General features: G+C 46.9%; 14 protein-coding genes and 1 tRNA gene. 14 read left to right on the top strand and 1 reads right to left on the bottom strand.

The annotated features are described in order from the left end of the window. Positions 1-292: 292 nt before the first annotated feature. From G358_RS0115315 to trmD, 11 genes are all read left to right on the top strand, one after another. On the top strand, positions 293-1,195 hold the full coding sequence (locus tag G358_RS0115315; RefSeq protein WP_019638116.1) for a carbohydrate ABC transporter permease: 903 nt from the start codon (positions 293-295) through the stop codon (positions 1,193-1,195). A gap of 14 nt (positions 1,196-1,209) precedes the next feature. Beyond that, on the top strand, positions 1,210-2,043 hold the full coding sequence (locus tag G358_RS0115310) for a carbohydrate ABC transporter permease (protein ID WP_019638115.1): 834 nt from the start codon (positions 1,210-1,212) through the stop codon (positions 2,041-2,043). Between the two features lie 56 nt (positions 2,044-2,099). Further along, the gene (locus G358_RS0115305; protein ID WP_019638114.1) at positions 2,100-3,530 is read left to right on the top strand and encodes an ABC transporter substrate-binding protein; all 1,431 of its coding nucleotides are present in this window, start codon (positions 2,100-2,102) and stop codon (positions 3,528-3,530) included. 26 nt (positions 3,531-3,556) lie between these two features. Then, positions 3,557-5,332 carry a glycoside hydrolase family 2 protein gene (locus tag G358_RS0115300; protein WP_019638113.1) on the top strand — a complete coding sequence of 592 codons (1,776 nt, stop codon included), beginning with the start codon at positions 3,557-3,559 and terminating at the stop codon, positions 5,330-5,332. Next, the gene (locus G358_RS0115295; RefSeq protein WP_019638112.1) at positions 5,329-7,110 is read left to right on the top strand and encodes a glycoside hydrolase family 2 protein; all 1,782 of its coding nucleotides are present in this window, start codon (positions 5,329-5,331) and stop codon (positions 7,108-7,110) included. The genes G358_RS0115300 and G358_RS0115295 overlap by 4 nt, the downstream gene beginning before the upstream one ends. A gap of 325 nt (positions 7,111-7,435) precedes the next feature. Beyond that, a complete protein-coding gene (locus G358_RS0115290) occupies positions 7,436-7,789 on the top strand; it encodes a putative DNA-binding protein (RefSeq protein ID WP_019638111.1) in 354 nt (117 codons plus the stop codon). A gap of 80 nt (positions 7,790-7,869) precedes the next feature. After that, positions 7,870-9,249, top strand: a complete 1,380-nt coding sequence (gene ffh / locus G358_RS0115285) for a signal recognition particle protein (protein WP_019638110.1) — start codon at positions 7,870-7,872, stop codon at positions 9,247-9,249. Positions 9,250-9,293: 44 nt separating this feature from the next. After that, on the top strand, positions 9,294-9,566 hold the full coding sequence (rpsP, locus tag G358_RS0115280) for a 30S ribosomal protein S16 (protein WP_019638109.1): 273 nt from the start codon (positions 9,294-9,296) through the stop codon (positions 9,564-9,566). 22 nt (positions 9,567-9,588) lie between these two features. Further along, positions 9,589-9,819 carry a KH domain-containing protein gene (locus G358_RS0115275; RefSeq protein WP_019638108.1) on the top strand — a complete coding sequence of 77 codons (231 nt, stop codon included), beginning with the start codon at positions 9,589-9,591 and terminating at the stop codon, positions 9,817-9,819. A gap of 129 nt (positions 9,820-9,948) precedes the next feature. Further along, a complete protein-coding gene (gene rimM / locus G358_RS0115270) occupies positions 9,949-10,467 on the top strand; it encodes a ribosome maturation factor RimM (protein ID WP_026342282.1) in 519 nt (172 codons plus the stop codon). A gap of 2 nt (positions 10,468-10,469) precedes the next feature. Next, entirely contained in the window at positions 10,470-11,219 is a 750-nt protein-coding gene (gene trmD / locus G358_RS0115265; protein WP_019638106.1) for a tRNA (guanosine(37)-N1)-methyltransferase TrmD, read from the top strand. A 117-nt stretch (positions 11,220-11,336) separates the two neighbouring features. Here the strand turns inward: trmD and G358_RS0115255 are convergent, their stop codons facing one another. Then, entirely contained in the window at positions 11,337-12,251 is a 915-nt protein-coding gene (locus G358_RS0115255; protein ID WP_019638104.1) for a polysaccharide deacetylase family protein, read from the bottom strand. Between the two features lie 671 nt (positions 12,252-12,922). Here G358_RS0115255 and G358_RS0115245 point away from each other — a divergent pair. The 3 genes from G358_RS0115245 to lepB all read left to right on the top strand — a co-directional run bounded on the left by G358_RS0115245 (position 12,923) and on the right by lepB (position 14,968). Next, positions 12,923-13,001 (top strand) — tRNA-Pro (locus G358_RS0115245). 877 nt (positions 13,002-13,878) lie between these two features. Continuing rightward, complete coding sequence (gene rplS, locus G358_RS0115235; RefSeq protein WP_019638102.1) at positions 13,879-14,223, top strand: 50S ribosomal protein L19; 345 nt, start codon at positions 13,879-13,881, stop codon at positions 14,221-14,223. Between the two features lie 109 nt (positions 14,224-14,332). Next, entirely contained in the window at positions 14,333-14,968 is a 636-nt protein-coding gene (gene lepB, locus G358_RS0115230) for a signal peptidase I (RefSeq protein WP_019638101.1), read from the top strand. The last annotated feature ends 27 nt before the right edge of the window (positions 14,969-14,995 follow it).

Genomic DNA, 14,995 nt, shown 5'->3' with positions numbered 1-14,995 from the left:
GATAGCATACAACAAAGTCTACCTATCCAAAAACTGAGGTGAATATACTGTTTGAATCGTCGAATTATGTTCTAAAACAGGGGAAAATGTCGAAAAAACAAAACTTTATACTATATTTAGTATATATAATTATATTAAAGTATATTAGTATATATTGTGTGAACAGGCAATATAAAATTTTTCAGTTAGGTGGTGAACGGGGAAAATAAAATTCTTAGAAGAAGGAGTTTAGCTGTAAGCTATCTTTTGAAAAGTGAGAGCGTATCCAAAGGGGAATGAAGGTGAACATTTCATGAAGCAAGAAACGGGGGCTGTTAAAAAAATATCCGAGCGAGCACTACCCTATGTCTTTATCGGACCAGCTGTTATACTCATCACTTTATTGGCCATCGTTCCATTGTTTTACTCCATTTACATCAGCTTATTGAACTATAACTTATCTTTGCCTAATACGATGATTCGGATGACTGGGTTAGACAATTACAAATATATGTTGACTAACGGTCCTTTTATGAAGTCCATCGGTTGGACGATGGTTTTTACCTTCTTTACCGTATTGCTGAATGTGACGTTGGGGATGATACTGGCGCTAACTCTAAACAATGAGAAGGTAAGCAGGCAGACAAAAATCTTCAAGAGTCTGTTTATTCTGCCCATGATGCTGGCGCCTGTTGTATCAACCACCATGTGGAAAATTATGTTCGGCGCCATATATGGCCCTATTAATTACCTCATTGAAGCTTTGGGTCTGAAAGCAGTTGCTTGGACGGGGGAGACACTCCCTGCGAAAATCGCAGTCATCATTATTGATGTCTGGGGAGCGACGCCCTTTTGTATGTTGATTCTGATCGCCGCTTTACAAACAGTGCCGCGGGATATTTATGAAAGTGCATTTATAGACGGGGCCAATCGCGTGAAAGTCTTTTTTAAGATAACGCTTCCTCTGATCCGGAATTTCATTGCCCTAGTCGTTTCCTTGCGTGTAATGGATGCTTTGAAAATTTTCGACTCCATCATGATTTTGACTGATGGCGGCCCCGGAGACACGACAGAGACAATGGGAACGATGATATACAAAACCGCTTTCCGGTATATGAATGTGGGGGCGGGTTCTGCAGGAGCCATAATTTTCTTTGTCATTATCATTGTAGTTACGCTTATATTCCTGAAACTAATTCGAAAAGATCGGCAGTAGCAAGGGGGATAACTGTGCGAAAACAAAATGTCGAAAAAGTCATACTCTACCTGCTGCTTGCTCTGTTTGTAATTGTATTTTTATTTCCCATCTATTGGGCTGTTACGACCTCGTTTAAATCGGCCGGACAAATTATGAAGGTACCCCCTGAATTTTTTCCTTCCAGCTGGAGTTTGCAAAATTATGCCGAGGTTTTTACAAAGCATCAAATCGGTACGTATTTTATCAACAGCCTGATCGTATCCGTCACCACCACATTGTGTGCCATTATCGTCGCTACCTTTGCCGGATATGGATTTTCACGCTTTAAGTTCAAGGGACGTGCTTTTTGGCAGTATGCCATTATTGTGATGCGTATGGTTCCTGGACTGGTGTTTATTATTCCGTATTATATTATCTTTCAAAGGCTGGGGATACTCGACACATTGTTCGGGCTCATTATCGTGTATATCACTGCCGCGCTTCCGCTGGCCATTTGGTTGTTTATGGGATTCTTTGACGAACTGCCAACCGAGATGTTTGAAGCGGCCAAGATCGATGGCTGCAGTGAGTTTGGCACCTACTGGAGAATCGCGCTGCCCCTTATCGTTCCAGGGATTGTTGTGGCTGCTATTCTGGTATTTCTGGCCGCGTACAATGAGTTTAGCCTTTCGCTTGTATTGATTTTTACTGATCAGAACAAAACACTTCCGCTCGGAATTAGCGGAATGATTCAATTGCAAAAAGATACGCCATTTGGAACCCTGGCTGCAGCCGGAACGATCGCTTTCATCCCAGCGCTTATTCTCGCACTAACGACGCAAAAATATGTGCAGGCTGGAATTACGGCAGGCGCGGTAAAGGGATAAAAAATCGGTGCCAGTTCGGCCCAGGCTCATTTAACTATTACGGGAGGAATGTTTTCATGAAGAAAAAATTCAATGTCATCCTTTTATGTTTTTTGACATTAACCATTGTACTTAGTGCATGCAGCCCCAAAACTACTGAATCCGGCAAGTCTCCCCAGCCGGAAGGCGAGTTCAAGGAAGTGACGGTGGAGGCTCCAGATGTGCTCGGCATTAAATTAACCGACTTGAACGGAGGCGGAACACTCGGCGGTCAGTATGCAGGCCAGAAGATTGTGGTTGCCACACGTACAGGAGACTTTGCCGATGCACTGAAGAATGCCGCGAAGTATTTTGAAGAGGCCTCCGGGGCTACGGTTGAAATACAGAGTTTTCCTGCCGGAAACGACGTTGAAAAAATTCAATTGGATTTGAATACCGGCCATCATTTCGATGCGGTGCTGATGCCGGTGGCGAATGTTCACGGCTATGCGGAGGGCGGTCTTATTCAGGATCTGCAACCGTACATTAATACTATTGCCAGTCCAAATCTGGATATTGACGATTTCATTCCAAGCTTATGGGAGAGTTACGGCCTCTATAAAGGTAGAATGGTAGCGTTCCCTTACAAACCGGATTCACAGTTGTTTTTCTATCGCAAAGATTTGTTCGAGGACCCGGAAATTCAAAAGCAGTATAAGGAAAAAACGGGCATGGACCTGGCGGTACCGACCACTGTTGAGGATTTCCTGACGGTAGCCGAGTTTTTCACACAGAAGTCCAATCCCGATTCTCCGACCAAATACGGATACAGCTCCATGGCCTCCAAAACCAATAGCCGTTTGATATGGCAGAACCGGTTGGCCGCTTTCGGCGGTAATGATGTTGATGAGAAATTCAAACCTGAGTTCAATAATGAAGCGGGCTTGAAAGCGATGGAAACTATGCTGGAGCTGAAAAAGTACGCACCAGCCGAGTGGCTTCAATTAGGATGGGATGAAGCAAATGCCTTATTCGCTAGCGGCGAGGTCGCCATGATGGAACAGTGGCCGGGACTTTACAGCACGATTGAAAGCGATAACTCGAAGGTCAAAGGCAAGGTGGGCTACGGCGTAACGCCAGGAGGCTCCCCTACGATGGGCGGCTGGGCTATAGCTATGACCAATACGGCGAAGTATCCGGAAGCCACCTACAAATTTCTGGAGTACGTAACATCGAAGGATGGAGAGTTGCTGAAAATCAACAATACAATGGATCCTACCCGGACCTCGAATTACAATCGGTCGGAGGTGCTGGCCTCCAATCCGATGTATCCAGCATTGCTGGACTCCTTGTCGGGAGCCAAAATCCTGGTCGATCCGGACGTGCCGTTTGTCTCCGCTAAGCTGTGTGACATTATGGAGAATGCGATTCAGGCCGTGTTAAGGGAAGAGATGACCCCCCAAGCAGCGCTTGATGAAATGGAGCAAAATTTTATAAAAGAAATCAAAGCCGTTGGTTTGGGCCTTTGAATGAGTGAGTGAGGAGAGATAACATCATGAACAGCATGTATCCGCGGGAGGACTATCCACGCCCGCAATTTGAACGATCCGCATGGATGAGCCTCAATGGAGAATGGCAATTTCAATTTGATGATGAGCAGGTAGGACTTGCTGAACAATGGTATGGGGACAGGATTCTCGAGCAGCGGATTCAGGTTCCGTTCTGTTATCAGAGCGAGCTGAGCGGAATTGGAACTCCGGAATTTCACGACACTGTCTGGTATAAAAGAAAAGTCGAGATTCCACGGGAGATGAACGGTAAGCGCATTATTTTGCATTTTGGAGCCGTTGATTATGAGGCCCGGGTCTGGGTGAACGGGCAACTGGCTGCTGTCCATGGGGGGGGACACACCCCCTTCTCAGCGGATATTACGGACCTGCTGCGCCGGGACGGTTCTGACGATATCACGCTGCAGGCGCGTGATTACAGCAAAGACGTCACTTTGCCTCGCGGCAAACAATTCTGGAAGGAAAAATCCGAACTGATCTTTTACACTTCGACGACGGGCATCTGGCAGTCGGTCTGGATTGAAGCGGTGGATCAAATTCATTTAAGCCGCGTTTTTTATTATCCAGACATTGACCGCAATGAGATCGGCATTCAATTTGTCGTCGCAGGCTGGTCGGACGAAACGGACATCAAGGTCAGAACTCGTATCTCCTTTGAAGGTGAAGTCATAGCGGATGATGAATGCAAAATGATCACCGCCAAGCAAAAACGCCGAATAGAGCTGCATGATTTTAACGATCACGGCATGGGACGATGGTGGAGCCCGGAGCATCCCAATTTGTATGACGTAGAATATCGGATTTATGTCAACGGAACCGAGACCGATGTCGTACACAGCTATTTTGGAATGCGTAAAGTATCGGTCGATAGCGGTAAGCTGTGCCTGAACAACCGGCCGTTCTATATGAAGGCCGTTCTGGACCAGGGATATTTTCCGGGAGGCATTCTCACCGCGCCTTCGGACGATGTATTGAAAAGGGATGTAGAGCTGACCAAGCTGATGGGGTTTAACGGCGTCCGAAAGCATCAGAAAATTGAAGATCCACGTTTCCTATACTGGTGCGACAAATTGGGACTTGTGGTCTGGGGAGAGGCGGCGAACGCGTTTGCCTTCAGTGAGGAGTACGTACAGAAATTTACTTCAGAATGGATTGAAGCAGTGAACCGTGATTTTAACAGCCCGTCCATTATCGTTTGGGTTCCTTTAAATGAAAGCTGGGGTATTCCGAACATCAAGGTGGATGATCAACAGCGCCAGCATGCGATAGCTATGTACCACCTGACGAAATCGCTAGATACAACCCGGCTTGTGATTTCGAATGACGGTTGGGAGCATGTTCAGTCGGATTTATGCACTATTCACGATTATCAATGGGACTACGGCAAGCTGGTGGCAAAGTACAGTCAAATCGATTCAGCGCTGGATGCACCTCAAAATCGGGATGTCTATGTGAAAGGCTATCAATATGAGGGTCAGCCGATCCTGATGACAGAGTTTGGGGGGATTTCCTTTCAGAAAGGCGAAACGAGCGGCTGGGGCTACTCGGGCGCCAGTGATGAGGCGGATTTCAAAAAGCGGGTGTATGCCGTCATCAAAGCCATGCACGATTCGCCGCTGATTCAGGGATATTGCTATACTCAGTTAACCGATGTGGAACAGGAGATTAACGGATTGCTGGACTTTAACCGTGAGCCTAAGATTCCGCTGGAAACGATTCGGAAGATGAACGAAGGCAAATTTGATTTGGAGGAGCGATTATGACAACCGTTAGACCGGAATATCCCCGTCCCCAATTTGTAAGGGATTGTTGGCAGAGCCTGAACGGAGCGTGGTCGTTTGCCTTCGATGACCATAACCTAGGCTTGAGGGAGAAGTGGTATCAAGGAACCGGAACTGGGAAGTTCCCGCTTGAGATTACGGTTCCCTTTAGCTATCAGAGTGAGCTAAGCGGGATTGAAGATAAACAAAACCATGAACGTGTCTGGTATCAAAAGCTGTTCACCATTCCTGATAAATATGCCGGAAAACGCGTGATATTGCATTTTGGTGCGGTCGATTACGAATGCCGGGTTTGGGTGAACGGCCAGCGCGCCGGAAACCATCGCGGCGGATTTTCCTCCTTTTCATTGGATATCACCGAACTGATCGGTCCGGATCAAAATGTGATTACTGTGATGGCGCAGGATTACTTGAAAGATTTGACGATTCCAAGAGGCAAGCAATACTGGAAAGAAAAGGGCGAAGTAATGTGGTTCACGAACATGACGGGCATCTGGCAATCCGTCTGGGTTGAATTTGTAGAAGAAACCCATCTGGAGAAGGTCCGTTTCACTCCGCACCTGGATACCAACGAAATTGAGATACAGTCTTTTGTGGAAGGCTGGAACGAGTGTTCTCAGGTTGAACTGATGACACGGATCGAATTCAAGGGTGAAGTTATCTCGGAAGAGTGCAGAAAAATATTAGCGGGCGTGGAAGCTTGGCGCGTAAATCTGCGGGATTTTAACGATCATGGAATGGGCCGCTGGTGGTCGCCCGAGAAGCCCAATCTGTATGATGTGACCTTTGAACTAAAGGCAGATGGAATTGTCGTCGACCGCATCGAAAGCTATTTCGGAATGCGAAAGATATCCGCCGATAACGGAAAACTTTGTCTTAATAATCGCCCTTATCAGATGAAGCTTGTTCTGGATCAGGGATATTTTCCACAGAGCTTGTTGACCGGGCCGACGGACGAAGCTATTCGCCGGGATGTAGAATTATGCAAAGCGATGGGTTTTAACGGTCTGCGCAAACATATGATGGTCGCTGACCCGCGTTATTTGTACTGGTGCGATAAGCTGGGGGCTTTAGTATGGGGTGAAATGGCAGCGGCTTATGTATATAGCGAACAGTATGCTCATCGGATGATGGATGAATGGAAGGAAGTCATCGAGCGGGATTATAATCATCCCTCCATTGTCGTCTGGGTTCCATTGAACGAGAGCTGGGGCGTTGCCGATATTTATTATAACGAGAAGCAGCAGCACCACGCCCAATCCCTGTACCATTTCACCAAATCGGTGGATTCAACGAGACTGGTGATTTCAAATGACGGCTGGGAGCACTGCAAGTCGGATTTATGCACAGTGCATGACTACGGCAAAGATCCTGAAGTTCTCCATAAGCGCTACTCGAGTATTGAACATGTCCTTGCGGATATGCCGGGACTGGAAGGCAGGAAGTTTATATACAACCCCGGATTTTCTTACCAGGGGGAACCGGTGCTTTGTACCGAATTCGGCGGCGTAAATTATCACTGTGAACCCGATGCCCCCGTCGTGGAGCCGAAGGCGGAGAATGAAGCACAGTTTGTGCAGCAGCTGGTGGATGTCATTCATCCATTCCTCGTATCCAAACTGGTTCAAGGCTACTGCTACACACAGCTGACCGACACAGAAACGGAAATCTGCGGCCTGCTGACCTGGAACCGGGAACCGAAGGTTCCGCTTGATATCATAAAGCGGATTAATGAAGGCTGGACTGATTTTTCGCAATAAGGGAACAGCAAACAGCTAACCATAGCTGTCATAGCTGGAACAATAGTTGGGGGCAACAGTGAACATACTTCAGAATCAACACTGCTGCCGCTATAAAAAACTCAAAACCCCGGCGGGCCGCAAAGCCCGATCGGGGTTTTCCGTCGTATTTATGCTACTACTCTATAAGCAGCAAAAGTGCAGCAAATAGCAGTTATTTCAATGATGTTAAATGAGCTGATCATATGTTAAGGGAAAGTACTTGACATCCTACTTTTGATTATGTATCATAAAGAACGTTGATACGCGCTGTAAAGTGTTTTTCCTTGACGGAGGGAGTGCCCATATGAGTCAGGAGAATAGGCTTGAGAAGACGAATCGGATCAACCTTTTGTTTGATTTCTATGAGAAGCTGCTGACTGAGAAACAGCAGACGTTCCTTAAATATTATTTCCATGATGATTTCTCGCTGGGTGAAATCGCTGCCGAGTTTGGCATTAGCAGGCAGGCCGTTTATGAGCACATTAAGCGGGCTGAAGGCATGCTGGAGGCTTATGAGGAGAAGCTGGGGCTGCTCCATAAGCATGAGGAGCGAAGCGCCGTGCTTGTCCGGTTGGGGGAACTTATCGCAGGTAGCGAGCTGCCCGCCGTACATAAAGAGAAAGCAAGGAACCTGCTCGACCAGGTAAAGCAATTATGATAGGATAAGCAGACTTCCGTCGGTTTGCCGGAAGTATTCGATTTTGAAGTATTCAATCCTTGAAGCGGAGGTGACCGAAGATGGCTTTTGAAGGTTTAACGAACCGATTGCAGAGCGTATTCAGCAAGCTGCGCGGCAAAGGCAAAGTATCGGAAGACGATGTTAATGAAGCGATGAGGGAAGTACGGCTCGCATTGCTCGAAGCGGACGTCAACTTCAAAGTGGTCAAGGAATTTATCTCCAAGGTGAAGGAGAAGGCCGTCGGCAAGGAAGTGATGGACAGCTTCACGCCAGGTATGGTCATTATTGATATTGTTAACAAAGAGCTGACTGACCTCATGGGCGGCAGCCAGGCCAAGCTGGCCAAGAGCAATCGTCCGCCGACCGTCGTCATGATGGCGGGTCTGCAAGGCGCAGGGAAGACGACAACCTCAGCCAAGCTGGCTAAGCTGTTGTTGAAGGGCAACCATCGTCCGCTGCTCGTGGCCGGGGATATTTACCGCCCGGCGGCCATTAAGCAGCTGCAGGTGCTTGGCGAACAGATCAAAGTACCCGTATTTACGCTTCCGGAAGGCAACAGTCCGGTAGAGATTGCCCGTCAGGCGCTGCAGCATGCGAAGGACAACGGCAACGATTACCTGCTTATCGATACAGCGGGGCGCCTGCATGTCGATGAGGAATTGATGGAGGAGCTTCGCCAGATTCACGAAGTGACACAGCCGGATGAAGTGCTGCTTGTTGTTGATGCAATGACCGGTCAGGATGCCGTTAACGTTGCGGATAGCTTCAATCAGCAGCTCGAGCTGACAGGCGTCGTGCTAACCAAGCTGGACGGCGATACCCGCGGCGGTGCGGCATTGTCTGTCAAAGCGGTGACCGGATGCCCGATCAAGTTCGCGGCGCTTGGCGAGAAGATCGACGCGCTTGAGCCGTTTCATCCCGAGCGGATGGCTTCGCGGATTCTCGGCATGGGCGATATGCTCTCGCTGATTGAGAAGGCCCAGTCAAATATCGACGCCGAGAAAGCGAAGGAAATGGAACGCAAAATGCGTAATGCAGAGTTTACGTTCGACGATTTCCTAGAGCAGATGGAACAGGTCAAGAAGCTGGGTCCTCTGGATCAGATCATGGACATGATTCCCGGCATGGGCAAGATGAAGCAGATGAAGGATATTAAGGTCGATGAGAAGCAGATGGGACGCGTTGAGGCGATCGTTCATTCCATGACCAAGGAAGAGAAGCAGAATCCGGACATGATCAACCACAGCAGACGCAAGCGTATCGCCACGGGCAGCGGCACAACGCTCGCGGACGTGAACCGGCTGATCAAGCAGTTCGATGAAATGCGCCGGATGATGAAGCAGTTCTCTGACATGATGGGGCCGAAAGGCAAAGGCAACAAAATGATGAAGCAAATGCAGGCTAAAGCGGGCAAAGGAATGAGATTTCCTTTCCGGTAAGCTGACATTATATTAACGTTGATTCTTTGAAGGAGGTGAATTTCGTGGCAGCTCGTATTCGTTTGAAACGCATGGGTGCTCATAAAGCTCCTTTTTACCGTATCGTGGTTTCGGATTCCCGTTCCCCGCGTGACGGCCGTTTTATCGAGGAAATTGGTTACTACAACCCGGTCGCTGAGCCGGCAGCAGTAAACATTGACGAAGAAAAAGCGCTGAAATGGCTTCAGAACGGTGCGCAAGCATCTGATACCGTTCGTAATCTGCTTAGCAAAGCAGGCGTAATGAAGAAGTTTCATGAGCTTAAGCAGCAGAAATAATTGCTGATTCGGAGGGTCCCCTATGGAACAATTAGTCGGCGTTATTGCGAAGGCTCTTGTTGATCATCCGGACGATGTTCGTGTGGAGGTCGTGGAGAAGGAACACCTGATTGTGTATGAACTGTCTGTGCATCCCGATGATGTGGGGAAAGTGATTGGCAAGCAGGGAAGAATCGCCAAGGCGCTCCGCACGGTTGTAGCATCGGCAGCCGTTAAGATGGATAAACGGGTCACCGTAGATATCATATCTTAAATATATACGAAAGAGGGTTAGGATGACTGTCCTAGCCCTTTTTCGTACATGCTGAAGCTAGAGGCGGGAGACTCAAAATTATAGATGCAATTCATCAATAATACCAAGGAGGATATTATGTCGGAGTCATTGTCGGAATCATTGCTCTCTGTCGGGAAAATCGTAAACACACACGGCATCCGCGGTGAATTAAAAATTGTATCCCATACGGATTTTCCAGATGTGCGCTTCGCGCCCAAGGCTCGTCTGATCCTGGTTCATCCGGAGAGCGGGGAGCAGGTCGAGGTCACCGTCAGCGCCGCGCGTCCCAACAAAGGGATGTTCATCGTTCGTTTTGCAGGCTATGACAACATTAACGATGTGGAGAAATACAAAGGCTTTGAGCTCAAAGTGCCTAAGGATAATGCCGTTGAGTTGCCGGACAATGAATATTATTTCCATGAAATTATCGGCTGCCGGGTCGTTGACGAAGAAGGACAGGAACTGGGGGTCATCAAGGAGATATTGCGTCCGGGCGCCAACGATGTTTGGGTCGTCCAGCTGTCTTCCCGCAAAGAATTGCTTCTTCCGGTGATAGATGATGTCGTGCTTGATGTTGATGTACAGGCCAAGCTTGTTAAAGTTCACCTTATGGAAGGGCTGTTGTAACGATGAGAGTTGATGTGCTGACTCTGTTCCCGGAAATGTTTCCCGGGGTGTTCGGGACGAGTATTCTGGGCAAAGCGCAGGAAAAAGGCATCGTCTCTTTGAGGCCGGTTAATTTCCGGGATTATGCAGGAAATAAACATGGTACGGTGGACGATACACCTTACGGTGGTGGCGGAGGAATGGTGCTGAAGCCAGATCCGATTTTTCGAGCGGTCGAAGATTTGTTATCCGCCAAGCCAGCGGATGCGCCGGCTCCTCGGATTATCCTGATGTGTCCGCAGGGCGAGAGCTTCACGCAGCGTAAAGCGGAGGAATTTGCCGAGGAGGAGCATCTCATTTTTATATGCGGCCATTATGAAGGGTATGACGAGCGGATTAGGGAGCACCTCGTTACGGATGAGTTGTCGGTCGGGGACTATGTACTGACCGGCGGTGAGCTGCCGGCAATGGTTGTCATCGACAGCATCGTTCGTTTGCTGCCCGGTGTGCTTGGAAACGAGACCAGCGCCATCACGGACTCCTTCAGCACCGGATTGCTGGAATATCCGCATTATACCCGGCCGGTAGAGTTCAGGGGCTGGAAGGTGCCGGATATTCTGCTTAGCGGACATCATGCGAATGTAGCGGACTGGCGCCGGAAAGAGGCGCTGCGCAGAACGTGGCTGCGCCGTCCTGATTTGCTGGAGCATGTGGAGCTTACTCCAAAGGATCAAAAATGGCTGGAGGAAATTCGAGCGGAGCATGATGAATAGTATTTTAAAGGAAAAACAGAGAAAACCCTCGCCAGCGGCGAGGGTCATTTTTTGTGTTGGGCTAACGGTTGATTGCGGTTTTGGATTCTTTGAAAGTACGCTGATCAACATAGTTTCTTAATGTCCGCCTTGCAACAGCTCCGCAAAATCGGTTGCCGTGGTTACCGTAAGGCGATTGAGCCTCATGAGAGAGTCTCCGGGTTTAACGAAGCCCTGGAGGACGGTAAAGGCCATCCGGTAATTGTTTTCTTGCAGCGAATAAACCATTTGCGTGCTTTTCTCGCCGAAAGGGTAGGCAAAATACGGACTGTCGATGCCAAGTTCCTTCATTTTGGCGATATCGGCCGTCAGGCTTTTTGTATCGAATCCCGTGGCATAATCCAGCCCGCATTTCTTAAACCCTTTTTGATGCAGATCATACGTGTGGCTGTGGTATTCAAATACGTCAGAAGAGGACTTGATTTCCTCAAAGGAGAGGAAGCTCTTTTTGGCTGGATCAAATGGCGATGTCTCTTGCTGTATTCTGCTGCCAATGACGAAGATGGTCGCCTGCAAGCCGTATTTTTTCAAAATAGGATAAGCATAAATATAGTTGTTCTGATAGCCGTCGTCGAACGTAATTACTACGGTTTTGGCAGGCAGGGGCGCATTGCCGAGCACATACTGCTCCAACTCCTCCATAGTAGCTGTGTAGTACCCTTGCTCGTGTAAGTAATTCATATTCTCCTCGAAGGCTTCCAGGGTGATAATTGAATTATTGTTCGGCTGATCGTTGTTGGCCTGTGGCGTTATGTAATGATACATAAGAACAGGAACCTGCTCGGCGGTACCAGGCTGGATCGAGAAATTGGCGTGAAGCTTCTGGCTGCCGTCCTGACGAGGATGAGTCATTACAAAAGCTTGATCCTTGATCAAGTTCCAAGAGCTGCAGGCTTTGCGCGAGAGGACGGTACCGGGATTGGCTACAGCCACAGAGTAAAGGATGATGATGAAAGCTAGCGAAATCAAAGCATATTTCTTAAACCGATGCATAATGATTCTCCTTTTTCAATAACTTGCCACTCTATTGTATATGAAACCAGGTATGGAAAAGGTTTAGAAAAAGTAAACAATTCATTAATTTTTTATGCAGGACTGACACTTGTTTGCCGAATGCTGAATATGATGAATATGCACGTATATTTCTTGCTGGAAAACAAATCATATGATGGGGCAGTACTGTTTCAGGGTTGAAGCTTCTGGTTAAATAACTAGAGGCACCTAATCACGTTTATTCGTTTGGGAGGCAGAGCTTCATGGAACTGACAGAGCAGAATGACCAACAGCAGTCTCAAGATCATGGAAGAAGAGAAGACGATCGTATGCTGACGGTAGACGATATCCTTGAATTTTACGCCGGCCGCCGGAATTAGCTTTTGCAGCGAAGGAGGTATTCTGAATGTTGAATGAATACTTAATTGACCCGATAGACGCGGAAATTGAATTGCTGAGCGAGATTTTGCCGAATGAGTGAGGACAGGGCGATAAGTCGATAAAAATAAGAGCGTTTACAGTGAGGAGGGCGCTGTAAACGCTCTTTGCCTTTAGGCTGTAGCATACTGGACATTGACCTGTGAAGTATGCTAATATTTCTCATATACAAAGGGATTTTGCTAGGCTTAGGTCTTATTTACTAACCCTGTCATATACATATATTAATCAAATCGGGGTATGGCGCAGTCAGGTAGCGCGCACCCTTGGGGTGGGTGAGGCCGTGGGTTCGAATCCCGCTACTCCGATCCAGTAAAGTTATGCAAAGAGATGCACATTCTCTTGCATAACTTTTTTTATTTAAGGGTTTATTGATTATTATATTGATTTCCTTATCCTAAAATAATGTCTGTAGTTGTGCTAAGTGATAAAGTTTTATTTAAATCTTTATTTTACATTAATTCCCTATCTATGTGGTTGATGGTGTTAGAATGATGGAAATATTAGGGGCTGGGGGAATAGAAATGAAGCCAAAAATTTAAATTATTCACTGCTTTTTTATGTGGGGCCGTACTCATCTGTGGTGTTTCTTAAGAAGCTTCCACTAACTCTTGAACATGATAATGTAATAATTCATTAAACTTAATAGATAAAGTTGACGGGGATTACCACCTTAGCATTACTGTCAATAATGCAAGAAAATGAAGAGTCAAAGTTGAATTAAGGGGTATTCATGCTGATAAAAATATTAAAGATAGGAAACCATACAATACAAGTGCTTCATATTTCTATGTGCCGATCAATGATAACTGGGGATATGATATAAAAAGATTTTTGGATGATCCTATCGAAGTTGATAGTGAAGTTACTGGTACTTTGAAGATAGCAACAGTTTCACCAGGGACCCAAACTATGGTTTTTGGTTTTGCATTGAACGGTAGTCCTTTAACATCGCAGTTTGTTTTTTATGTAGATACCAAAGACTTATTTTAAACTCTGTTATTAGTATTTATTGGCTTGTACCGACAGGTGTACAGGGCTTACACTTCTTTTTATTACTTGCTAACGCTGGTTAAATGTGATAAAATTTTTCTTGTTGTGAATTCGGTGGTCCGCTGCGGATGATGAGGGAGAACAAGGGGTTCTCCGGAAGAGGCAAGAACACCTGAGTGGAAGGAGGGAGTCATAGATGAATATCGTACAAGCGATTACGCAAGAACAACTTCGCAAAGATATTCCGAGCTTTCGCGCTGGTGACACTTTGAAAGTGCACGTTAAGGTTATCGAGGGAACTCGTGAACGTATCCAGTTGTTTGAAGGTGTTGTAATTAAGCGTCGTGGCGGCGGAATTAGTGAGACTTTTACAGTTCGTAAAATTTCTAACGGTGTTGGCGTGGAAAGAACTTTCCCGCTTCATTCCCCGAAACTCGATAGAATCGAAGTGGCTCGCCGTGGTAAAGTGCGTCGTGCGAAGCTGTACTATCTTCGTGAACTGCGCGGTAAAGCAGCTAGAATTAAAGAAGCGCGTCGTTAATTTGTTAACGATCCAGGGGGGCTTGTATTTTCAAGCCCCTTTACTATTTGTTCTAAAGTACTAACAGCCGTTTCGGTACATATTTTATGACAAAGTGAGGTTGCAACTTATGGAACAGCAGTTTCAATCGGATACAGGGCAATCTGGCAGCCAATCCGGCATGCCGCAAGATCCGCCAAGCAAAGAAAAGAACGAGGCTATGGAATGGCTGAAAGCCATAGTAATTGCTGTCGTGTTGGTTCTTCTCATCCGTTGGCTGTTCTTTGCTCCATTCATTGTAGATGGGGAGTCGATGCAGCCGAACTTCCATACAAGTGAAAGAATTATCGTAAACAAGATTCTTTATGATATCCGTGCGCCGAAGCACGGCGAAGTCGTTGTATTCCATGTGCCTTCACAGGGCCGTGACTTCATTAAACGCGTAATCGGCGTCCCTGGCGATACAGTGCAGGTGGAAGGCGACACCGTCATGGTGAACGGGGAAGTCGTGGACGAGACGTACATTAAAGATGTCGTAAATGAGAAGCATAACAACAATGAGCTTTATAACACAGAAGGAAACTTTCCGAATGAATTCGTTCATGAAGGCACGGTTCCGGAAGGGCATATTTTTGTACTTGGGGACAACCGCTCGAACAGTACAGATAGCCGGCGAATCGGTTTTGTTTCGTATAAGGAAATTGTAGGAAGAGCGGATCTTGTGTTCTGGCCATTGAAGGATATTAAATTGATTAAGCATAAATAGAAGCATAAAATAGGCAAAAATAATACA

It is taken from the genome of Paenibacillus fonticola DSM 21315, from assembly GCF_000381905.1.
In the GTDB taxonomy this organism is placed as follows: Bacteria; Bacillota; Bacilli; order Paenibacillales; family Paenibacillaceae; genus Fontibacillus; species Fontibacillus fonticola.
This window is presented reverse-complemented; position numbering and strand designations above follow the sequence as displayed.